This is a genomic window from Mesobacillus sp. LC4 (assembly GCF_053543455.1).
Genome location: NZ_JBGCUB010000009.1, coordinates 1 through 22749, shown reverse-complemented (window position 1 = coordinate 22749; position 22749 = coordinate 1). Strand labels below are relative to the sequence as shown.

Genomic DNA, 22749 nt, shown 5'->3' with positions numbered 1-22749 from the left:
AGGATTTGTATGATCTCTATTAAAGGTTTAAAAAAATCTTTTGACCAGCTGGAAGTGTTAAAAGGTCTTGATCTTGAAATTGATAAAGGGAAAGTCGTGGTCATTATCGGTCCATCAGGATCCGGCAAGACTACCTTTCTGCGCTGCCTGAATGTCCTTGAAACACCAACAGAAGGTAGAATTTCTATTGGCGGGCAGAAGATTGACTTTTCTACAAAGGTTTCACCAAAATCTATCTCTTCGTTCCGTCGTCTTACCGGTATGGTTTTCCAAGGTTATAATCTATTCCCGCATATGACGGCATTGGAGAATGTTATGGAAGGTCCTTTGACCGTAAAAAAAGAAACGAAGGATAAGGCTCGCCAGAAAGCAGCATTCTTTCTCGAAAAGGTAGGACTTTCTGACAAAATGGATTATTATCCATTTCAACTGTCAGGCGGCCAGCAGCAGCGTGTGGGAATTGCCAGGGCACTGGCGATGGAGCCGGAAGTCATGCTGTTTGACGAGCCGACATCTGCCCTGGACCCTGAGCTTGTTGGCGAAGTGTTAAAAGTAATGAAGGATCTGGCAAACGAAGGCATGACAATGGTCGTTGTCACTCATGAAATGCGATTTGCCCAGGAAGCGGCAGATGAAGTGATCTTTATGGACGGCGGTGTGATCGTTGAACGGGGAGCTCCTGACAGCATTTTCACCAATCCAACAGCTGACCGCACAAAACAATTTTTGCGGATGATTCAGTAAGACAGCAGTTTTGAAAACCTATGGATGAACTAATAATAGTATTTTTAAAAACCAGATAATCGAATAGGGAGATACCCATGAAAGCAAAAATCATATTATTTATGCTCTTGTCGGTCCTGGTCCTGGCAGGATGCGGACAAACAAAATTAGAAGGAAGCATGACATTGTTGAATCAGGACCAGAAGGAAATTACTTTCCCGCAGGAAAAACCAACACTCTTCTTTTTCATTACCACGTACACCTGAACACTTTGCCAACAGCAGCTGGTTCAGTTGCATGAAAATCTTGATCAATTAAAAGATCTGGATGTAAATATGTATATTATCAGTAAAGATACGCCTGAACAACAACGAGAATTATACGATGCTTTGGCGGGGAAATACGGCAAAAGTTTATCTTTCATTTCTGATCCTGATCTGAAAATGATAGAGCACTTTGACATGAAAAATGGAGATGTAGCCTACAGGGGATATGGACTGCTGGATGAAAAAGGAAATGTCATTTTCCAAACAGTCAATGATCATTGGGGCGAACAATTCAATCAAACAGTGAAAGAAATAAAGGAAGAATATAATAGCCATTCAAAGTGATTTTTGCTGAATTCTATAAAAAATGCTGCCGGTTCCATGGATCGGCAGCATTTTTATTGGCTGATAGGTAGGATTTACGATAAAACAGTTCAATTAATTGAGTACTTGGTTACCCGGAACTAAAAGCATAGCCCCGGAAAAGAAACACAAACTAAAAATGTGGATGTCAAAAGGGTATATCCATACAAGCTTTTTAACTAGAGTTGAAAAAGGTGGTGAAGCAAATGGCTAAGAAAAAACCTAAGCATGATAAAGCTCTTCCAAAAGCGGATATTGAATTTGCAGAGGAAAGAGGAAATGGGTTTGAAAAGGTAGCATTAAAAGCTCAAAGAAAACAAAATAAATGATTTCCCATTAAATGTTTGGGACATCCATTGATAAATTTATGAAGACGATACATTAGAAAACCAAAAAGAACTGCAGAGAAATCTACAGTTCTTTTTGATGTTTTTTCATCTGTAATGGAGCTTTAGGTAAAAAATAACCCACTGCAGCACCGAGTAATGCGGGAATGATCCATCCAAGACCAATACCGTACAATGGAAGAAGGTCTGTATATAGTGACGTTACAGAGTTAAATAATGAAATATTTATATTTGGCAGATTAGACACCAATGCGTTATACCCATCAAAAAAACTCACAAAGAATGTCATCGCAATTGAAGCGGCATATACGCTTTGCTTATTCCCGAAAAGCGGGGACATCAGAGTTAATAAGATAAGGATAATTGCTAATGGATAAAGGAACATCAAAACCGGTACAGCAAATTGGATGATATTGTTCAAACCAAAGTTCGCGATTGTGAAAGAAACGATGCAAAGAAGCAGCACAAATCTTTGGTAAGAAACCTTTGGCAATAGATCATGAAAAAACTCGCTGCATGCCGTAATTAACCCAATGCTTGTTTTTAAACATGCCAGTACAATGATGATCGCAAGCAGGATGGTCCCGAATGGCCCAAAATAGTGTTGGGCAACTGCTGTGAAAATTTGTCCGCCATTTTCGAATGTTCCAATAGCCAATACGCTCGAGGCGCCCATATATGTTATGAGTCCATATAGAAGCATCATCAATGCCATTGCGAAGATACCGGATTTCCATGTTGCTTTGGCAATATCCTTCGTGGAGGTAATTCCTTGCCCTTTAATGGCATTGATGACAACAATCCCGAATGCCAGGGATGCAAGGGCATCCATTGTATTATAGCCCTCTTTGAAGCCTGTAATAAAAGCCAAATTGGTATAGGCACCGTTCGGTTGCCCAAAGCTGCCCATTGGCTTGATGACGGAAATGCCTATTAATATAAATAAAAATACGAGAAAAGCAGGTGTCAGATATTTTCCGATATAATCCATGACCTTCGCAGGATGCAATGAGAAAAAGTAAACGATGGCGAAGAAAACAAAACTGAAAATCCCCAGCCATAAACCAGTTTGTCCTTGAGCAATGTAGGGTTCAAAACCAACAACGAACGGAACAGTGGCTGTTCTTGGAATCGCGAAAAAGGGTCCAATTGTCAAGTAAAGAACTGTGGCAAAGCCGATGCCGAAAAGAGGGTGCACCCTGCTGGCTAAATCACGCAGCCCAGTACTTCCCGAAAGGCCTATAGCCAGTATGCCTAAAAAAGGGAGACCAATAGCTGTTACCAGGAAGCCAATTAATGCTGGCCAGAAGTTCGTGCCTGCCAGTTGTCCTAGTTGAATTGGAAAAATCAGATTCCCCGCTCCGAAGTACATTCCGAATAGCATGGTCCCAATCAGAGCATAGGTTGAAAAAGAAATTTTTTGCTGCATAATTCACTTGTCTCCTTTTCTTGATGTTGTGATTTCTGATTCAAGCATTTTTTTAGTTGGATCAGGAGATATTTCTAAAAATTATTAAACTCATGGGAAGACAGTTGAGACTTGTTCAATCCATCACAAAATCATCCAGTCTTTCTTTTCATGCAACCCAAAAGAAGAATAATACACACTACTATATATACTAACTATCCACAAGTCAATTAAATTTTTAGTATTTTTTGAATATAGGAAAGGCACTCGGTGTTTGAGTCAATCGAACAGGTATTTGTTGTAAGTGTCTATTAAAAACACCTATTCTCAACCGATAGTATAGAGGGTTGAATTTTAGTTCAGGAGATAATCTAATGACCATTGAACAAGCGGAAGCCATTTTGAAGAATCCAGAGATTGGACAGTATCTGACCAGAGAAGAAATGGAAGCAATCGACTTCTTAATCAGTGTGGCAAGATCAGAAGAACAGAAGTAGGCTTGCTTCTGTTCTTTTATTTAAGTTGAATATATTAAGATGGCCATCCGGCTCTCAACCAGGATAGCTGAATTCAATCATAAAAAAGAACCCTTGCTATTTGCAAGGGGCTCATTTGAAGTCAATGAATATTACTTATTTTCCGCAGCATTTCTTAGCTCAAACTCAGCCTTGATATCTGTTAGTAATTCACGGTCTGTGATCAATTGCAAAGCTGTCAAAGCAAGTGCTTTTGCTCCTTTAAGCAAGGCCTCATCCCCCTGTTGAGAAGCGGCTGCTTCCCGGAATGGAACAGTATGGGCAACGAGTTTATCAGGTCCAATTTTGATATAAGGGTGAATGGTTGGCACCACCTGGCTAATATTGCCGGCATCAGTTGAGCCAATTCCGCCCCTTTCATCGGTTGCAACTGTTTCCCCCAGTTCTTCGATTACAGTTTTAAATACTTCATTATATCGATCATTCAATAGAAGATTATCAACTTCATTTTGGAAGGCGATAACATTCAGCTTTGCACCTGTAGCCTTGGCTGCACCCTCTGCGACTGCTTTGACACGGCGGGTCACTTCATTTAATCCGCTCCGTGTTGCAGCCCGGATGAAGAACCTTGCTTTTGCGTATTCAGGAATGATGTTCGGTGCATCACCACCATGGGTAATGATTCCATGAATTCTCACATCAACGGTAAGCTGCTGTCTTAGGGCATTAATTCCATTGAAAAGCTGGATCACCGCATCCAATGCATTAATACCTTCATGAGGCGATGCGGCCGCATGAGCTGGCTTGCCGATAAATTCAAAGTCGAGTGGATCAACAGCAAGGGAAGACGTTGTCAATCTTGTTTGTCCAGAAGGGTGCAGCATTAAGGCTGCATCGATTCCTTCAACAAGGCCATGCTTTACAAAGCTTCCTTTAGCGCTTCCGTTTGGGCCGCCCTCCTCGGCAGGCGTTCCAAAAACGACAGCTTCACCGCCAGTTTCCTCAAGCACCTTGCTAAGTGCAATAGCAGCGGCAACACTTGTCGTGCCAATGATGTTATGGCCGCAAGCATGGCCTAACCCTGGAAGGGCATCATATTCTGCCAGAAAGGCGATCGATGGTCCAGCTTTTTCAGACTTTTTACGTGCAACAAAGGATGTTTCATGTCCCGCTACCGCTCTTTCAACTTCAAAACCTTCATCCTCTAAAACCTTGATGAGCCGCGCAGATGCGAAATATTCTTCATTGCCGATTTCCGGTCTTTCATGGATTTCATGGCTGGCTGATAAGTAAAGTTCCTTATTAAGCTCGACGTATTCTGTAATAATATCCTTTAATTCCTGAAGTGCTTTAACTGGTGTGGTCATCCTGCATCCTCCTTGAGTTCTATTTAAATGGAAGTTTCTGATCTAACTTATGCAACCTCTTAAGGACTGAAAGGGCCACATAGTCATCGTAAATCGCTCGATGTTAAGAGTATTCGGTCGCAAAACGATTGGAAATGTGACCGTAAAAGGGAAGTTCTCGAAACTATGGTCATAGGATTGGACAGATGTCTTATTACCAGCCAATCTCACTAAGCGGCACAAAAGTAGGAAGCGTATTACCTTTATATTCCTTCTCGATGAACTCCTTTGTGTCATCCTGCTGGTAAAGTTCAGCTAATCTTTTCAAAGTTTTATTACTTTTATCTTCTTCGCGGACAGCGATGATGTTGATGTATGGAGTGGCAGTTGCACTCTCAAGGAAAATCGCATCCTTCTTTGGTGTAAGTCCTGCATCGACTGCGATTCCGTTGTTGATGATGGATGCTGCTACATCCGGCATCACTCTTGGAGTCTGGCCGGCAACAAGCGTCACAAGTTCAATATTCTTCGGATTCTCAACGATTTTATCTAGTGAACCAATCCCATCGAAGCCGTCCTCAAGCTTGATCAAACCTGCTTCCTGGAGTAAAAGAAGTCCTCTTCCCATATTCGTAGCTTCGTTTGCAAGAGCAATCTTTCCACCCTCAGGGATGTCTTTCACGTCTTTGTATTTATCTGAATAGAGACCCATTGGTGCAATCTGTGTGGTAGCGATTGGTACAAGGTCAAGATTATGTTCCTTGATAAAAGCGTCGAAATAGGAAACCGTCTGGAATGAGTTTGCATCCAGTTCACCCTCTGCAAGTGCCAGGTTCGGCTGAACATAATCAGAAAAAGTGACGATTTCGACTTCAATTCCTTCTTTTTCTGCTTTTTTGGCAACAAAATCCCAGACTCGGTGATCGGTTCCGCTGACGCCAAGTTTCACTTTGACGGTTTCGCCGCTTTTAGCTGATGATGAAGAGCTTGAGCATGCGGTGCTGATTAAAGCCAGACTAAGTACAATCAATAGTAATAGTAGTTTTTTCATTTTATTTTCCTCCTGGTTATCTTCTTCTGATTTTTTTAGCTGATATATTTCCAAGGGATTGAAGTCCCTGAACCATTACAATCAAGATGCCAACTGTGATGAACATTGTCTGGGTATCAAAGCGCTGATAACCATATGTAATTGCCAAGTCGCCCAGGCCGCCGCCGCCGATTGCGCCGGCCATTGCTGATGCACCGATCAATCCAACCGTCGCAATCGTAAAAGCAAGGATCAGCGAGCTCATCGCTTCGGGAAGAATAAATTTGAAAACAATCTGCCATGGTGTGGCACCCATTGATTCAGCTGCCTCAATCACTCCGGGGTCCACTTCCAGGAGGGAGTTCTCTACCAATCTAGCAATATACGGACCGGCATAGAAGACTAGTGGAACTACAGCCGCTGCTGTACCAATTGACGTACCAACAATCAGCCGGGTCAGCGGGATGATTGCGACCAGCAGGATAATGAATGGCACTGAGCGAAAGACGTTGATTAGACTATTTAGTACATTGAAGACAGGGGCGTTTTCAAGTAAATGGCCTTTCCTGGTGACCACAAGCGCGATTCCCAGCGGCACTCCGAGGACTGCCGAAAACAGGAGGGAGAACGCAACCATTTGCAGTGTTTCGATTAAGGCCTGAATAATTTGCTCTGAATTAACTAGCATGTGCTGTCACTTCCTTTATGCTTACTTTTTGCTGATCGATAAAATTAAGGGCTCTCAGAATTTCTTTATCACGGCCCTGTAACTCGACAATCAGGTTTCCGAATGGGATTCCTTGAAGTTCTGTGATATTGCCGAAAAGAACATTGACGTTGATATCGAATTTCTTTGAAAGCTGGGACAGAAGCGGCTGACCGGCTGACTGGCCTACAAAGTTGATCCGGAATACCTTATGCAGTCCTGAATTTTCTTCAATAATCTTGTACACGGAATCAGGAATGCTGTCATTCATGATGGTGCTGACGAAATTTCTTGCCGTTTCTGTTTTAGGAGCTGAAAAAACACTGAAGACAGTATCTTCCTCGATGATTCTTCCATCCTCGATGACAGCAACTCTGTCACAAATTTCCCTGATGACGGACATTTCATGGGTAATGATTAAAATCGTTATGTTGTACTCCTTATTGATTTTTTTCAAAAGCTGTAGGATCGAGCTGGTTGTCTGCGGGTCCAGGGCAGATGTCGCTTCATCGCAAAGCAGGATTTTCGGCTGGGTTGCCAGAGCCCGGGCAATTCCGATTCGCTGCTTCTGGCCGCCCGAGAGCTGGTCTGGATAATTGTCTGCTTTATCAACCAGTCCGACAAAGTCGAGCAACTGATAAACCCGTTCTTTTATTTTCGCCTTCGGAAGCTTACCGAGAATGAGGGGCATCGCGACATTTTCAAATACTGTCTTGGAGTTTAAAAGATTGAAATGCTGGAATACCATCCCAATATTCTTTTTAACCTCTCTCACTTCTTTTACAGACAGGGAAGTCATGTCGCAGCCATCCACAATCACCCTTCCAGATGTCGGCCGTTCCAACAAATTCACACAGCGGATCAGCGAGCTTTTTCCCGCACCGCTAAAACCAATGACTCCGAATATCTCTCCTTCTTTGATTTCTAAATCAATTCCATTCAATGCCGCTACCTTATTTCCGCGGCTTTCATAGACTTTTTCCACTTGCTCAAATGTGATCATCTGTCTTCCTCCTTTGTGGATATAAAAAAACCTCTTCCCGGAAACAGGAAGAGGCATGCCGCAACGAATGCTGGTCAATATCTCTTCTTATCTCCCAAGCTCATGCTTGCTGGATTTGGCACAGTACTCATTGTGAGTCCGCTGCCGAGGCATCAAAGGGCCAGTCCCTCCGCCTCTCTTGATAAGAAAGTATCCTTATGAAATTTTTTGGGTGGGTATTTTTGGGAAATAAAAAGTCCCCTTCAGAAAGAAGAGGACATCAAATGAAAAGTCAGCCTCTTCTTATCTGTCAAGCTCATGCTTGCTGGATTTGGCACAGTCCTCCAAAGGAGTCCGCTGCCGAGGTGTCATAGGGCCAGTCCCTCAACCTCTCTTGATAAGAAGTAACGAATATTGAGTTGTGAATCTTGTTTATTACTTTACTGTGTCAAAGAAAAAGTGTCAATCATTTTTGTTGTATTTTTTTTAGTAATACGAAAAATAGGAATATAGTATTAAATAAAAGGAATCGGCCAAAAAAAATAGAACCCCTGCAGCAGCAAGGGGTTCCATCGGGAAAAGAGCTCTATCGGGTAATCACAATCGGTCCATTTTTCGTTAGGATGATGGTATGCTCGCATTGAGCGACAAAGCTGTTTTCTGTTACATAGGTCCATTCGTCGTTTTCATTTTGGAAGACTTCTTCTTCGCGTGTTGAGATGAATGGTTCGAAAGCGATGACCATTCCTTCTTTTAACAGTTCGTCATCCCATGGCTCATGATAGTTGTAAACGTGATCGGGGGCTTCATGGATAGTACGCCCAATCCCGTGGCCAGTAAGGTTTTTGATCACTGTCAGTCCGTTCTTTCGCGCAGTCGCTATAACTGCTTTGCCAAGTCCGCTTTTCTTCGAGCCTGGTTTCGCTTTTTTCAAGCCTGCTTCAAAAGCCTCTACAGCCGTTTCGCAAATCTTGGTTAAAATCGGATCACCTTCGCCAACGACGAATGAGATGCCAGTATCAGCGAAATATCCATTTTTTGAGCCGGAAACATCGATATTAACGATATCGCCCTCTTTGATCACCCGGCTGCCCGGAATCCCGTGTGCGACTTCTTCATTCACACTGATGCATGTATATCCTGGGAAATTGTATTCACCCTTCGGAGCGGAAATAGCGCCATGCTCTTCAAACAACCTGCCTGCCATTTCATCGAGCTCTTTCGTGGTAATTCCAGGTGCAGTCTTCCCAACTAATTCTTCGCGAATCAAGCCGACAATCCTGCCGATTTCTTTTAATCCGTTAAAATCTTCTTCTGTTTTCGCAATCATAATTTATTCCTTTCCAATAGCATCGATTTAAAAAACTCTACGATTAGATTATCCTTTTTAAGCTTGAAAATCCATTCTTTAGGTTTGTGGTCAGTCTGGATTGAATCCGGATACTGCTTACAGCAACAATCTTCTTGTCTTCCGTGAAAACGATACCAATATGATGGTATCAATATTTTGCTCTATCACCCAAAAACTAAAAAATTGGTACCATAAGCAAAATTCGATGGTTAAAAGGGTTGCTTGCAGGTCTGTCCAATTATGGTGTAGAGGAAACGAAACAGGCCATCACGATTTTAAAAGAACTAGGAACTCCTTTGTTAATCCACCAGCCTGCTTATTCAATGTTTAACCGCTGGGTAGAAGACGGGCTGACTGATTTGCTTCAAGAAGAAGGTGTCGGATCAATCGCATTTGTTCCATTGGCTCAAGGGTTGTTGACCAATAGATACTTAAATGGGATTCCGGAAGATTCAAGAGCGTTAAAGCCGAACAGCTTCCTTAATGAGGGTGATGTTTCTGAAGAAGTTCTTACTAAGGTAAGGCAATTAAACGAAATAGCTCAAGAACGAGGCCAGTCACTTGCCCAGATGGCATTAGCCTGGGTGCTCAGGGAACAGAAAATCACCTCAGCGCTTATCGGTGCAAGCAAGGTCAGTCAGATTGAAGAAAATGTCGCTGCATTGAACCGTCTTGATTTTAGTGAAACAGAACTGAACATGATCGAGGACATCTTAAAATAAGATCTCCAAACAAAGCTGTAAAGCCAAATGGTTTTACAGCTTTGTTTTATATTGGAATGATTTTCTTGTCATTAGGGTAAAGGGAACTTGGGCTTATAAGAGTTAGCTTTTTACCATTATAGTCTGCTTTGGTAGTATGTAAATGAGGCACTGCCCGTAACTGAAAAATAAGAAATCCTCAAAGTGCTAACAATATTAATAAGAAAATATGAGATTTAGGGGTGAAAAAGTGATCAGCTTTGAAAATGTATCGAAGAAATACGATGATGGAACTTACGCAGTCAATAATTTTAACTTACATATTAAAGAAGGGGAATTGCTTGTCCTGATCGGTCCAAGCGGTTCTGGCAAAACAACAACATTAAAAATGATCAATCGATTGATTCCTCTTACGGAAGGCTACATTAAAATCAAGGATATGATGATCAGTGACTATGATATTCACGAGCTGCGCTGGGATATTGGATATGTCCTTCAGCAAATTGCCTTGTTTCCGCATATGACGATCGAAGAAAACATTGCGGTTGTTCCGGAAATGAAGAAGTGGGAGCAAAAAGAAATCGATCAACGCATTGATGAATTGCTGCAGATGGTCGGACTTGAACCAAAAACGTACCGCAAAAGACTGCCTAGTGAGCTATCCGGTGGTCAGCAGCAAAGAATTGGCGTGGCCCGTGCACTTGCTGCCAACCCGCCGATCATTTTAATGGACGAGCCATTCAGTGCCTTGGATCCCCTTAGCAGGGAAAAGCTCCAAGATGATCTCATTGAACTGCAAAAAAACATAAGAAAAACCATCGTTTTTGTCACTCATGATATGAGCGAAGCATTGAAGCTTGGAGACAGGATCTGCTTGATGAGAAATGGGGGAATCGTCCAGACAGGTACTCCGGAAGAGCTGCTCCAGCAGCCTGTGAATGACTTTGTCCGTGAGTTTGTCGGAGTGGACCAGGCCGAGGAAAGGATGGTCGATGTCAGGGAAGGAGTCAAAGCAACAAATCCTGAAGAAATGGACAATCTTCCTATCGTTCCTTCACGTGTCCCTTTAAATGAAATACTGTCGTTGCTTGGTGAACATGAGCAGCTGGCGGTGCAAGATATGGATGAAAAAATCGGTACCATTGACCGACAGGGAATCATCCGCATTTTATCCAGGCAGATGGAGGGGATGAAATGAACAGTTGGACTTCCACTTTTATAGATAGAAAAGATGCGCTTTTAAGTGCCTTGCTCGAACATATTCAGATTTCTTTTATTGCGCTATTCTTCGCAGTGTTAATCGCCATTCCGCTTGGCATTTTCCTGACAAGAAGGAAAACGATATCAGAAGGGATTATTGGGATTACAGCTGTTCTTCAAACAATTCCTTCACTTGCATTGCTCGGCCTGTTGATTCCACTATTCGGAATTGGGAAAGTCCCTGCAATCATTGCCTTAGTAGCATATGCACTCCTGCCGATCTTAAGGAATACATATACAGGAATCAATGAGGTGGATCCATCTTTAATTGAAGCTGCCCGTGCCATGGGAATGAACAGCAAGCGCCGTTTGATGAAGGTTGAACTTCCTTTGGCGATGCCGGTCATCATGGCTGGTATCCGGACGGCGATGGTCTTGATCGTCGGAACAGCGACAATTGCCGCACTGATTGGAGCAGGAGGGCTAGGCGACCTGATTCTTCTAGGCATCGACAGAAATAATACGGCATTAATTGTCCTTGGGGCGATTCCAGCGGCCTTGCTTGCGATTTTGTTCGACTTTGTGCTTAGAAGGTTCGAAACGGTTTCTTTTAAAAAATCGCTCATTACAATCGGGGCTATTTCTTTGGCTGTGCTTGTCATGATGGCCATTCCTTTCCTTGGCGGGAAAGATGACGACGAGATTGTCATTGCCGGGAAGCTGGGATCGGAGCCAGAAATCTTGATCAATATGTACAAGCTACTGATTGAAGAGGAAACTGATCATTCCGTCCGGCTAAGACCTGGATTGGGGAAAACTTCATTTGTTTTTACAGCATTGGAAAACGGCAATATTGACATCTATCCCGAATTCACCGGCACGGCTATTTCGGAATTTTTAAAAGAAACAGCCAGCAGTACAGACAGGGAAGAAGTGTACAAGCAGGCAAAAGAAGGAATGAGAAAAGAATTCGATATGGCCATGCTTCAGCCAATGGACTATAACAATACCTATGCTTTAGCTGTTCCTAAAAAGTTCGCTGAAGATAATGATCTAAAAACCATCTCGGACCTGAAATCAATAGAGTCCTCGCTAAAAGCAGGTTTCACACTTGAGTTCTCAGACCGGGAAGATGGCTACAAAGGCATCAAAAAGCTTTATGGCTTAAAGCTGCCAAGCTTGATCACGATGGAGCCAAAACTCAGGTATCGAGCAATCAAAAACAAAGAAATTAACCTTGTCGATGCCTATTCAACCGACAGTGAGCTCCAGAGATATAAACTCGTTGTGCTGGAAGATGATAAAAACTTATTCCCTCCATATCAGGGAGCGCCACTTATGAGAGCTGAGACAGCAGAGGAATACCCTGAAATCGTCGAAGCCCTCAACAAGTTAGCCGGTAAAATCAGCGATGACGAAATGCGGAAAATGAATTACCAGGTGAATGTCGAAGGGAAATCCGCTGAAGAGACCGCACGGGAGTATCTGAAGAAAGCAGGATTAATTGATTAATACTAAATATGTGCAATAGTACTGAAAAGGATGAAAACCCTCGCCGCTAACGGCGAGGGTTTTTGTTTGCCTAAGTTTTTAACCACTACAAAAAAAGTTGAATTTCTAGTACTCCCAGGGGTTTTATATGTGATTTGACTCACTACATTGATAATCATTCGCAACTAAGATGAAAGTAAGAAATCAAAGGAGGGGATTTGGTTGAAAGCAACAGACAGAAAAGCGCAGGCAGAAGTTCAGAGTGAAATCGTGGAGGTTATCAACAAAACAAAGGTAGGGACCTGGATATCGGTTGGAGTAGTGGGAGCAGTGATTCTTGGGACGTACTTTATTCTATTTGGACTTTATATGGCAAGAGTTTAGAAGGGGGAGAGAAGAAATGCATTTAGATGAAAAAATCTGGCTGTTTTTAAGTTTTGGAATGATCATGGGTTTCATGATTTTTACTGGGTATCAGGCAGTGGCATTGGGAATGGGGCCCCCAAGCCATAAAGAAACGATTGATCCGCAAAAGGTCGATGAAACAGCTCCATTTGATGAGCCGGGAATCAAACAAATTGGTGAAAATGAGTATGAAGTCGTCATGACGCTTCAGGTATTTAGTTTTACACCGATGGAAATTGAAGTTCCTGCTGGATCAACTGTCCACTTCACTTTAACGTCGAAGGACGTTGTCCATGGTTTCCAGGTGGCAAACACGAATTTGAACGCAATGGTTATGCCGGGGCATATCCAAAAAATATCACAGAAGTTTAATGAACCAGGGGAATATTTGGTGTTATGCAATGAATATTGCGGTGCCGGGCACCAGGCCATGAGCACAAAAATCATCGTAAAATAAAAGGGGGGAAAGAATGTGGAGTCTGCATTAAAATCAACTTCATTTAAACAAAAAACCAATCAAATATTAGGCATCAGCCAAGAAGATGCAAGAATCTCGAAATCATACTTATCTATCGCATTCATCGCATTGCTACTTGGCGGTCTTCTGGGCTTGCTACAAGGCTTAAATCGAGCCGGTGTGCTGCAATTGCCGCCATGGCTGAACTATTACCAGGTACTTACTGCCCATGGAATTCTGTTAGTCGTTGTATTATCCGCATTTTTTACGATTGGGTATTTTTATGCCGGACTATCTCACACTCTGGGGGGATTGCTTCCTAAGGTCAGGAAAATGGCATGGATCGGTTTTTGGATGAAGATTTTCGGATTTGTTTTGGTCGTCATACCTGTTTTAAAGAATGAAGCTTCCGTCATGTATACCTTCTATCCGCCAATGGCTGCTTCACCAATGTTTTATTTTGGGTTGGTATTCATTGTATTAGGCATCTGGATGCTTTCATTGGGAGCGTTTACTCAGGTTGCAAACTGGAGAAGAAATCACAAGGGACAACACCTCCCGATCCTCGCTTTCTTTGCAACTGGTGTCTTTGTCCTGTTAGTGGGCGCAACAGCTTTTGTAGCAGTAGAAGTCCTTTTCATGATCATTCCATGGACACTAGGTTGGACCGACGGCATCAACGTCTTGCTGGCGCGTACACTTTTCTGGGCATTTGGCCATACGGCCGTCAACATTTGGTACCTGACAGCAGTTTCAGCATGGTATGTAATCGTACCAAAAATAATCGGGGGAAATCGTTGGAATGACCTTTTAACACGTATGGTTGTCATCCCATTAGTAATCATGAACATTACCGGTGGATTCCACCATCAGATCATTGACCCGGGTATTTCAGAATCCATTAAATATATGCACGTATTCATGAGCCTTGCAATCGGTTTTCCTTCTTTGATGACTGCATACGCGATGTTCAGGGTATTTGAACGTACAGCAAGAGCGAAAGGCGGAAAAGGTTTAGTTGGCTGGTATAAAAAGATGCCTTGGGGAGATGTCCGATTCCTTTCTCCATTTATCGCCATGGTCGCATTCATTCCGGCTGGAGCTGGCGGAATAGCCCAAAGCACGAACCAATTGGACCAGGTTGTACACAATACGATGTGGGTGGTTGGCCATTTCCACTTAACACTTGGTATGTCTGTCATCATGACCTTCTTCGGCATCAGTTACTGGCTCGTTCCATATCTATCAAAACGGGTGTTGACTCCTGCCATGAATAGATTGGGAGTGATTCAAACCGTCATATGGACCATAGGTATGGTGATCATGTCGATCTCCATGCATGCTGCAGGTCTCTTTGGTTCTCCAAGAAGAACTTCATTTACAACCTATGGGGATTTTGCGGAAACGCTTGGATGGAATCCGTATATGGCAGCTGTAGGCATTGGAGCAAGCTTATTGCTGATTGCTGTCATCCTTCAGGTTTATGCGGTGTTCAACCTCATGTTCTTCGCACCAAAGGGAGTAACAGAGTTCCCAATTGCCGAAGAGGAAGCAGGAGCGGCGAAAACTCCATACTGGACAGAGCGCTGGGGAATCTGGGTTGTACTCATGCTGTTGGTCGTTTCAATGGCTTACGTCTTGCCAATCGCAGACATGATCATGAATGCACCTCCGGGATCTCCGCCATTTAAAACTTGGTGATAAAGTAAACAAAGAGATAGCTCCTGAATTCAGGGCTATCTCTTTCAAATCAGCACGCTATGCGAAATCAGGAATTATAGAAGAATCACTACTGAAAAAATGGGATGTGATCAACTTGATCAAAAATCGGCATACGACGGTTTCTTGTATAGTTGTATTGGTGTTTGGACTCCTTTTATTTTTCACAGGAACAGACGGATTCACAGCGTATACGGCAGAAACAGCAAGAGTGACAAAGCTGGTTGAGGAAAAGCCCCAGTTTCCTGAAGTAACTTTTGAGGATAGTGAAGGCCGGACCTATTCAATATCTGAATTTGAAGGTAAGTATGTATTTATCACTTTTATTTATACAGGCTGCACTACGATATGCATTAAGTTAGAAGAAAATATGTCGCAGGTGTACAATCAGCTTCCCAGTGAATATATGGGTAAGGACATTGTCTTTTTAAGCATAAGCTTTGACCCGGGGAATGATGATCCTGCTACTTTGAACAAGTATAAGGATTTATTCGGAAGTGATGGGGAGACATGGAGAATGGCCAGGATACCTGACCAGCATCAGTTGGATACCTTGCTGAAAAAGTTTGGCGTCATTGTGATTCCAGATGGAAATGGGAATTTCGCTCATAATTCAGCGTTCTATTTAGTGAATCAGCAAGGCGCACTATTGGATGTAATGGATTTTACAAAGGTGAATGAGGCAGCAGATAGGCTGATACAGACTCTAGAAGCAGACAGGGGGAACTGACGATGAATCAATTTCTGTTTGGGCTTGTCCTTTTAATCGGTTTAATGCTTCCTCCTGTTGCAGACTTAATGGAATCCGTCATGATCATTCATATGCATATGCAGATGCCGATGCTGGTGATCGCCGGCTTTTTCATGGGACAGTTTTTCCAGCAGCGCTTTCCTCATTTCTTTTTAAAATATAATCAAGAGGGCATCCCGGGGATTCTGCTTTTTATCATCATAATGGGTTACTGGATGCTTCCGCGCACAATGGATGAAGCACTGACTGCCAATAGTGTGGAAATATTCAAGTTTATCAGTTTGCCATTCCTCGCAGGAGTGCCTCTAAGAGATTCCTGGAAGAAACTCAGCAAGAATCGGAGAAATTATATCATTGCATTTTTCACAGTGGCGTTTCTGGGTATGGGCTGGCTATATCTTCAAGCAAACGATCAGCTATGTAATAATTACTTAGTAGTTGACCAGATGATCCTCGGATGGGGATTCATCACAATGGCCATCTGTATGGTGATTTACTTAGCGTATACGGCGTTAGTGGATCCTTCATTATATGAATAGGAATTAGGCCATTGTGTCCCTGTTGCCATTATGTCACAGTAAGGTGCGTGATCAGGTATAATAAGTTGAAGGGATTTTTTTTGTGAACCGGGGTATAGGAGGATCAAAATGAAAATAGCAATCTCATTCAGTGGCGGTAAGGACTCTACGCTAGCATTGTACAAAATACAAAACAATCCTGACTTTGAGGTTGATTCATTGCTCGTGACGATGACAGAAGGATTCGATCGCGTATCGATTCATGGAGTCCGCTATGAGCTGTTGAAACTCCAATCTGAGTCATTGGGAGTTCCGTTAAGAGAGGTCTGGCTTCCACAGGACTGTCCGAATGAAAAGTATCAAGAAATAATGGGAAAAGCTATCGCTGGAATGACAGAAGGCGGAGTGACCCATATCGCTTTTGGCGATATACACCTTCAGGATGTTAGGGAGTATCGGGAAAAATTATTTACAGAAGCAGGATTAATCCCTGTTTTTCCACTGTGGGGTATCCCAGTAGAGGACATAAGCCGGGAGTTTGTCGATCTAAGATTCAAAACGGTCCTTACATGTGTTGATCTAGACGCGCTAGCCCCATCCTATGCAGGCAAAATATATGATAGGAAGTTGATTAGCGAATATCCGAAGGACCATGATATTTGCGGAGAAAATGGAGAATTCCATTCATTTGTGTTCGATGGTCCTAATTTTTCATTCCCCATCAACTATAGTTTAGGCGAGGAAAAAGTGACAAAGGATTATTTCACTCAGAAGGACCGGTTCTTATATATAGATTTAATCCCGGATTAAAGTTTATAAACTTTGATGTTCAAATATATGGTCAATAAACTGCCAACTAGAAAAATAATGACTCCAGAAATAGAGTTTGGAGAAAGATAATGAAAAAAACCCATAAAAAGCACCCCTTTTATTTAGATAAAAATATCGTATTACGATATTTTGTATTTTAATTATATCGTGTTAAGATATATTTATCAATAAGAAAGTAAGGTGGAATTTTTGCTTAGTAAAGACGTATATGAGTACCTTGCTGAGTTTCGGTACCAATTGAGGAAGTTCCAGAAGTTCAGTGAAACAGCAGCAGAAAATATGGGCATCACAGCCCAGCAGCACCAATTGATGCTAGCCATAAAAGGATACCCGAAAAGGGATTATGCTACACCTAGCGAGCTGGCAGAACGAATGCAAATCACCCATCATTCATGCGTCGGCCTGATTGACCGCTGCGAAAAGTCAGGATTGGTCTCGCGCAGGAAAAACCCTGAAGACGGGCGAAGCGTGTTTGTAGATGTAACGGATAAAGGAATGGAAATCCTCGAGGGCTTGTCTGAGATTCATCTAGAAGAAATAAAGCGGATCGGACTGTTTAAGGAGAAGCTTTGAATTAGAAACTAAATAAAGAGGTACAATTTATGCGAAAAAAATTCATCGTTTTTGGATTTGGAATTGGAATTGTAGTGGTCATCATGCTTCTGTTCGGTTCTTATAAACTAATGAACTCAAGGACATTTCAATTTTTTGGCGGACTAACATCAAATGTGGATACAGCGGAAAAGGTGGTCGCTATAACCTTTGATGATGGCCCCACCCAAAATGTTGAGAGAATTTTACCGATTTTAGAAAAGTACAACGCCAAAGCAACGTTTTTCCTGATTGGAAACGAGATTAAAAAGAATCCCGAGCAAGCCCGAAAAATCGCTGAGGCTGGCCATCAGATCGGGAATCATACCTATTCTCATCAGCGTATGGTGCTTAAGTCTCCTTCTTTCATTGAAAAAGAAATTGATCGAACGAATGAATTGATAAAGCAAACAGGATTTGAAGGTGAAATTGATTTTCGCCCTCCTAATGGAAAAAAATTATTCGGACTGCCTTATTACCTAAATCAGCAAAATATCGACACAGTCACCTGGAATTTGGAACCCGATTCCTTCTATAATTCATCTGCTGAGAAAATACAATACGTAAAAGATCATGTTGAACCCGGTTCGATTGTTTTACTGCACCCAATGTATGATAAAACTGGAGAAGAGCTGAAGACAATAGAAGGAGTTTTGAAAATCCTGTCTCAGGAAGGATATAAATTTCTCACCGTAAATGAGCTGCAGGAAATGTAGGTTCATTTAAGCGGATCGGTGCAGGTCATCGCCCGGACTGAGCTGCTCGACTTGCTGAACAACAACGCGGGCATGATGCATGAAGCCAGTATTGAGGAAACGAGCCTTGAGGATTGGCAACGCAACCTCAATTTGAACCTAATTGCCCCATTCCTGCTGGTCCGAGAGGCACTCCCTTAACTCCGCAAGACGCGAGGTAGTATCGCCAATACCGATTTGGTTGAGGGAGTGGCTGCCAACCCTGGGTATGCGGCCTACTGTTCATCAAAGGCAGGGCTTCATGGGCTGACAATGAGAGAATGATGACAGGTAGCTATAGATTTTGGTTTATAAATTGAAAAATTAGCTGGTTAAGTTCTTTGCCAGCCTTAGTCGGGATACGATGGTCAACATTCTCGATAAAATGCAGTTCGTTTTGGGGCAATTTTTCATGCAATTGCCTTGCATAGGAGTGAAAGGGCTTATCCTTCTTGCCATAAACCAGCATGATGGGCAGGTTAATCTCTTGTAGCTGATCGACACAATTGTATTTTAGACTATAGCGGTAATATTGCTCAATGTTGCGATAATCCCCTTTTTTGGCTTCTAAAAACATATTTTTAAACAGCTTTATATTATTTGAATTACTCCAGGAGATGGACCAGGCTAATAAGTTTATAGCCCCTTTGCTTGAAAGCTTGATCCCTAAAGAAATCTTCTTTCTCAAGTAATCGTCATTTACATCCGGCATTGCTCCAATCGAAATTCCTCCCAAAGCTCTCTCAGGAAACGTCAGCATGAATTCTAAAACGATAGAACCGCCCGTGGAATATCCGCATAAAAACGCCTTATTAATTTTAAGGTGGTCCAAAAGCCGAATGATATCCTTAATAATCAATGGATAGGTAATTGGTTCTTCCGAGTATGGGCTTTTTCCGTGTCCTCTAATATCAAAAGTAATGATCTTAAATCTTTTCGAGAGTTCTTCCAATTGATATTTGAAGTTTACTGAAGTCAATACAGGCGGGTGAATACATACGATCGGAGTCCCGCTTCCTTTTACAGTATAATACAGGCTGGCATTTTTCATATCTAACATGGGCATGTACATGTCACCTCAATTCCTTATTACTATTAACTTTGTTATCTGGTAAGGAAGGGTTGAGACCGTATAAAAAGGCTAAAGGATTCAACGAATATTTTTCCTTACTTTATGAAGAAACATGCATATTGCCTGATTAAGTGAAACGGAAAATAGGGGATTATAAAGAAGTAGAACTGAGGAAGTTAAGGGCTTTTGAAGCGTTAGTTATTATCCAAAATGGCAATTAATAAATAAAAAAGCTGCAAAACCAATTGGTTTTGCAGCTTTTTTAAGTGGAGAATAGGGGGCTCGAACCCCTGACCTCAACGCTGCCAGAGGAAATCCATTAGTTAAACTGGGTTAATTAAGTTAAATAAAAATCAATTAAGTCTTGATTAATAAGGGTTTGTGCACTGTAGTGAACAATCTAAGTGAATCTAGTTCAATTAAATAAAATAAGTCTGTGCACTGTTTTGTGCACTATTTTAAGAGCATGTGGTCAAAAAATGGTCAGTTGAGTTAACACTTAACTGGCTTTTTTACTTAGGCTTTTTTCGCATTGATTGTTGCTTTCCAAATAAAGCTCCTTACCCGCATATCAGCAGGCTTCGGGGCTATTTTTTCTGGCACTTATAAAAATAAGATTTAAAACTCGTAATACTTTTGATTGAGAAAGCAACAAAGTTTACGAAAAGAGCCTTTATTTATAAATTAAAATTAACCCTCGCCAATTAAAATATAAGCCGTTCGGTTGAGAGGGAGAAAAACAGAAATAACAAGGCATTTGGAGGTGGAATTAGCACACTAATTCGCACCTCTTTTTTTATTGATACATCAACGATTGTTGATTATTTACATCTTTTTAACATAATAATTAACACCACTTTTAGCATATGAAATCGCAACCGTACAATAATTTTTGTACACTTGATAAAGATGTGTTAAAACAGATGATAATTCTGTTGTTAGTTCTTTAAGAATATATAAAGACTCCCCTATATTTATCAACATTATTAAAGGTATAATGGAAATTTGTGTTAAAATAAATTGAGAGTATGTGAAAGATTGTTCTTAAACTAACGATGCAGTTTAGTTGAATAAAGGGAGATGGAATTTTCAGGGGGATTATAGATGAAGAAATGGATATTTTTCATATCATTGTTAATTGTAATTGTATTGATATTTATTATAAGTGGGTATAGGTTTACGGCGTTAAGTTCTGCCAAGAGTAATTCTTTTCTTTCAAAAGATGCAGAGTTGATGGAAAAATATGATACAGGTACATCCGTTATATTTTTATTTAAGAGCGATAAAGAAGAGATGTACCAAACAGTACATTCTGAAAAGTCAGATGTGTTTTTCCGCAGTAGTGTATCAACCAACATACCGTATATTTCAGATGAAATTCAAACAGTTGGAGCTATTAGCGTTACCACTGAAAATGATGCAGCCACTTTATTGAGTGTAATATCCTACGATGAAGAAGTAGCATATATAGAGGCTGGTGTTGAGCCTAATGTAGAAAGAAAAGCAATAAGCAAAGGAGAACGCATTTCTTTCTTATTTCCATTCAGTGAACAAATAGACTTTCTTTATCCAACCGCATTTAATAAAGACGGTAAAAAACTTTATTATTACGGATACCCAAAAGATACAAATGTATTTAAGAGCGAAGATTTTAAGTGGCATAAAATCGAAGGACAATAATAAATATTTCATTATCGGGTGCGTTGATCAAAGGAGATTAACGCCTTTTTTGTTGAAATTCTTATTAAATAAACGACACAGTTTAGTTGCAGAAGGAACTTCGTTGAAGAGGTAGAATATTATTAGTTAAACAGTTTTTATTAAATAAAGAGGTATTATAAAGTGCAAAAATGGTTTGGTTCTTCAGGCGTATGTATTAATGAAAATGGTCAATTGTTAATGGTTTTGCAAGGAAAACCCGAAGAGAAAAAAACGTGGTCTATTCCATCTGGAGGAAAGGAACACAACGAAACATTTCAAGAATGTTGTATTAGAGAAATTGAGGAAGAAACAGGTTATATTGCCGAAATAGTTGAAGAAATTAAGGTTAAAAAAGGAATTTATGAACACCTTAATATTTCATTTGAAGTTCATTATTTTTTAGTAAAGACAGTTGGTGGAAAAAGAAATTTTCAAGACCCAGACAATCTTATTTATGATATTGCCTGGAAAAACGTTGATGAAATAAAGACTTTAGAATTATCATTTCCAGAGGATAGAGATTTTTTAATGGACTACATAACGAAAAAATACAAGTTAATGGTAAAAAACAACTTAAATAGCCTTGCTATTAATAGCTATGGTAATACCATTAAAGAATGGAGGGTTTTTTTGAAAATAATTGATACTGTACCGTTTTTTTTGGATAACTATCAACCTTCTATAGATTTCTTGCGGAGCTACTATATGAAGTATCCAGAGATTTTCAAAGAGTACTTTTTATATCATTGCAAAGACACCGAAGAAAGACATATTCAGTCAATAAAAAGGTATCCTCAAGTCTTGACTTCCATCCAGTTAATCCACAATGAAATTGTCACCATTATAAAAGAAGTAGAGCAAAATTACTTGGGTATATTTCAAGTGAAATTTCCTATTGATGTAAACTTAATTGTCGGTGGTTTTGGTTCTAATGCCTATTCTCACAAACAAATAATACCTAATGTAACTTTTGCGTTAGAAAAATTATCGCCAGAAAGTAGTCATTTAAAAGTCATTATTGCACACGAATTAGGACACGTTACCCATAATATTATTTCAGATAAAGCCGGAAATGATTGGTCGAATGTGGAGTGGAATAGTCCTCTTACCTGGCTATTTCAAGAAGGGGCAGCTACACATTTTTCAAGGAAAACATCGCCTGGATTGCCCTCTTCCGTATATTTTTCTTACGATGATAATGGCGAAGAATGGTTGGAATTTGCATCATCGAACAAAAAGGAAATTCAACTTGAGTTTTCAAAAGATCTTGCAATAAGTACCCCGCAGGAAATTTTCCGTGAGTGGTTTTCCATTAATGGCGGCAAAACTTTTGGTTTTCCTCGATTAGCATACTTTTTGGGCGATCTGCTATTTCAAGAAAAAGTTTTAAAAGTTGGAGAAATGAACGCCATTATAGCTTGGAAAGATCACAATTTTGAAGAAGTCGTTAATAGTTGGTTGAACTATTAAAAAGCACGTATAGATTCTAAGGTATATCAACAATTGTCAAACATTCAAATTAAACAAGCAGGTTTGTTAAAAAAACAATAACGTAAAAGAGGGGGATTATTATGGTACAA

The 22749-nt window shown here is 40.9% G+C and carries 22 protein-coding genes, 4 pseudogenes and 2 riboswitches; of the genes and pseudogenes, 19 read left to right on the top strand and 7 right to left on the bottom strand.

The window, feature by feature from the left end:
• Positions 1-9: 9 nt before the first annotated feature.
• From AB5I83_RS20660 to AB5I83_RS20645, 4 genes and pseudogenes are all read left to right on the top strand, one after another.
• Positions 10-744 carry an amino acid ABC transporter ATP-binding protein gene (locus AB5I83_RS20660; RefSeq protein ID WP_448978174.1) on the top strand — a complete coding sequence of 245 codons (735 nt, stop codon included), beginning with the start codon at positions 10-12 and terminating at the stop codon, positions 742-744.
• A gap of 77 nt (positions 745-821) precedes the next feature.
• Positions 822-989 (top strand): hypothetical protein, encoded by a 168-nt coding sequence (locus tag AB5I83_RS20655; RefSeq protein WP_448978172.1) that lies wholly within the window; start codon positions 822-824, stop codon positions 987-989.
• Between the two features lie 15 nt (positions 990-1004).
• A pseudogene (locus AB5I83_RS20650) lies at positions 1005-1334 on the top strand (redoxin domain-containing protein); the annotation flags it as partial.
• Between the two features lie 224 nt (positions 1335-1558).
• A complete protein-coding gene (locus AB5I83_RS20645) occupies positions 1559-1681 on the top strand; it encodes a hypothetical protein (RefSeq protein ID WP_264163773.1) in 123 nt (40 codons plus the stop codon).
• Positions 1682-1763: 82 nt separating this feature from the next.
• Here AB5I83_RS20645 and brnQ read toward each other — a convergent pair whose 3' ends face one another.
• Positions 1764-3128 carry a branched-chain amino acid transport system II carrier protein gene (gene brnQ / locus AB5I83_RS20640; protein WP_448978170.1) on the bottom strand — a complete coding sequence of 455 codons (1365 nt, stop codon included), beginning with the start codon at positions 3126-3128 and terminating at the stop codon, positions 1764-1766.
• 353 nt (positions 3129-3481) lie between these two features.
• Here brnQ and AB5I83_RS20635 point away from each other — a divergent pair, with 353 nt between their 5' ends.
• Positions 3482-3604 (top strand): hypothetical protein, encoded by a 123-nt coding sequence (locus tag AB5I83_RS20635; RefSeq protein WP_448978168.1) that lies wholly within the window; start codon positions 3482-3484, stop codon positions 3602-3604.
• Positions 3605-3735: 131 nt separating this feature from the next.
• On the opposite strand, the gene AB5I83_RS20630 is transcribed toward AB5I83_RS20635, so the two are convergent.
• The 5 genes from AB5I83_RS20630 to map all read right to left on the bottom strand — a co-directional run bounded on the left by AB5I83_RS20630 (position 3736) and on the right by map (position 8977).
• The gene (locus AB5I83_RS20630; protein WP_448978166.1) at positions 3736-4950 is read right to left on the bottom strand and encodes a M20 family metallopeptidase; all 1215 of its coding nucleotides are present in this window, start codon (positions 4948-4950) and stop codon (positions 3736-3738) included.
• Between the two features lie 193 nt (positions 4951-5143).
• Positions 5144-5980 (bottom strand): MetQ/NlpA family ABC transporter substrate-binding protein, encoded by an 837-nt coding sequence (locus tag AB5I83_RS20625; protein ID WP_448978164.1) that lies wholly within the window; start codon positions 5978-5980, stop codon positions 5144-5146.
• A gap of 16 nt (positions 5981-5996) precedes the next feature.
• Positions 5997-6647: a methionine ABC transporter permease gene (locus AB5I83_RS20620; protein ID WP_167834385.1), complete on the bottom strand. Its 651-nt coding sequence runs from the start codon at positions 6645-6647 to the stop codon at positions 5997-5999.
• The gene (locus AB5I83_RS20615; RefSeq protein WP_448978161.1) at positions 6637-7668 is read right to left on the bottom strand and encodes a methionine ABC transporter ATP-binding protein; all 1032 of its coding nucleotides are present in this window, start codon (positions 7666-7668) and stop codon (positions 6637-6639) included. Before AB5I83_RS20615 ends, AB5I83_RS20620 begins: the two co-directional genes overlap by 11 nt.
• An 84-nt stretch (positions 7669-7752) precedes the next feature.
• Positions 7753-7856: riboswitch (SAM riboswitch) on the bottom strand.
• Between the two features lie 91 nt (positions 7857-7947).
• A riboswitch (SAM riboswitch) is annotated at positions 7948-8051 on the bottom strand.
• 182 nt (positions 8052-8233) lie between these two features.
• On the bottom strand, positions 8234-8977 hold the full coding sequence (map, locus tag AB5I83_RS20610; RefSeq protein WP_448978160.1) for a type I methionyl aminopeptidase: 744 nt from the start codon (positions 8975-8977) through the stop codon (positions 8234-8236).
• 221 nt (positions 8978-9198) lie between these two features.
• Here map and AB5I83_RS20605 point away from each other — a divergent pair.
• The 12 genes and pseudogenes from AB5I83_RS20605 to AB5I83_RS20550 all read left to right on the top strand — a co-directional run.
• A pseudogene (locus AB5I83_RS20605) lies at positions 9199-9720 on the top strand (aldo/keto reductase); the annotation flags it as partial.
• A gap of 229 nt (positions 9721-9949) precedes the next feature.
• On the top strand, positions 9950-10897 hold the full coding sequence (locus AB5I83_RS20600) for an ABC transporter ATP-binding protein (RefSeq protein ID WP_448978158.1): 948 nt from the start codon (positions 9950-9952) through the stop codon (positions 10895-10897).
• Entirely contained in the window at positions 10894-12411 is a 1518-nt protein-coding gene (gene opuFB / locus AB5I83_RS20595) for an osmoprotectant update ABC transporter permease/substrate-binding subunit OpuFB (RefSeq protein WP_448978156.1), read from the top strand. The genes AB5I83_RS20600 and opuFB overlap by 4 nt, the downstream gene beginning before the upstream one ends.
• Before the next feature lie 201 nt (positions 12412-12612).
• Positions 12613-12774, top strand: coding sequence for a hypothetical protein (locus AB5I83_RS20590; RefSeq protein WP_448978154.1), 162 nt, complete (start codon positions 12613-12615; stop codon positions 12772-12774).
• 16 nt (positions 12775-12790) lie between these two features.
• Positions 12791-13252, top strand: a complete 462-nt coding sequence (locus tag AB5I83_RS20585) for a cytochrome c oxidase subunit II (RefSeq protein ID WP_448978152.1) — start codon at positions 12791-12793, stop codon at positions 13250-13252.
• 15 nt (positions 13253-13267) lie between these two features.
• A complete protein-coding gene (locus AB5I83_RS20580) occupies positions 13268-14953 on the top strand; it encodes a cbb3-type cytochrome c oxidase subunit I (protein ID WP_448978150.1) in 1686 nt (561 codons plus the stop codon).
• A gap of 115 nt (positions 14954-15068) precedes the next feature.
• A complete protein-coding gene (locus AB5I83_RS20575; protein WP_448978149.1) occupies positions 15069-15701 on the top strand; it encodes an SCO family protein in 633 nt (210 codons plus the stop codon).
• 2 nt (positions 15702-15703) lie between these two features.
• On the top strand, positions 15704-16261 hold the full coding sequence (locus AB5I83_RS20570) for a hypothetical protein (RefSeq protein ID WP_448978148.1): 558 nt from the start codon (positions 15704-15706) through the stop codon (positions 16259-16261).
• Between the two features lie 108 nt (positions 16262-16369).
• Positions 16370-17050 (top strand): Dph6-related ATP pyrophosphatase, encoded by a 681-nt coding sequence (locus AB5I83_RS20565; RefSeq protein WP_448978146.1) that lies wholly within the window; start codon positions 16370-16372, stop codon positions 17048-17050.
• 201 nt (positions 17051-17251) lie between these two features.
• The gene (locus tag AB5I83_RS20560; protein ID WP_448978144.1) at positions 17252-17644 is read left to right on the top strand and encodes a MarR family winged helix-turn-helix transcriptional regulator; all 393 of its coding nucleotides are present in this window, start codon (positions 17252-17254) and stop codon (positions 17642-17644) included.
• Between the two features lie 29 nt (positions 17645-17673).
• On the top strand, positions 17674-18378 hold the full coding sequence (locus AB5I83_RS20555) for a polysaccharide deacetylase family protein (protein WP_448978142.1): 705 nt from the start codon (positions 17674-17676) through the stop codon (positions 18376-18378).
• Positions 18379-18396: 18 nt separating this feature from the next.
• Positions 18397-18681, top strand: a pseudogene (locus AB5I83_RS20550) (SDR family NAD(P)-dependent oxidoreductase).
• Positions 18682-18691: 10 nt separating this feature from the next.
• On the opposite strand, the gene AB5I83_RS20545 reads toward AB5I83_RS20550, so the two are convergent.
• On the bottom strand, positions 18692-19462 hold the full coding sequence (locus AB5I83_RS20545) for an alpha/beta fold hydrolase (protein ID WP_448978140.1): 771 nt from the start codon (positions 19460-19462) through the stop codon (positions 18692-18694).
• Positions 19463-20572: 1110 nt separating this feature from the next.
• On the opposite strand from AB5I83_RS20545, the gene AB5I83_RS20540 reads away from it, so the two are divergent.
• Together AB5I83_RS20540 and AB5I83_RS20535 are read left to right on the top strand one after the other, a co-directional pair.
• A complete protein-coding gene (locus tag AB5I83_RS20540) occupies positions 20573-21148 on the top strand; it encodes a hypothetical protein (protein WP_448978138.1) in 576 nt (191 codons plus the stop codon).
• Between the two features lie 162 nt (positions 21149-21310).
• Positions 21311-21727: pseudogene (locus AB5I83_RS20535) on the top strand (NUDIX hydrolase); the annotation flags it as partial.
• Positions 21728-22749 lie beyond the last annotated feature (1022 nt).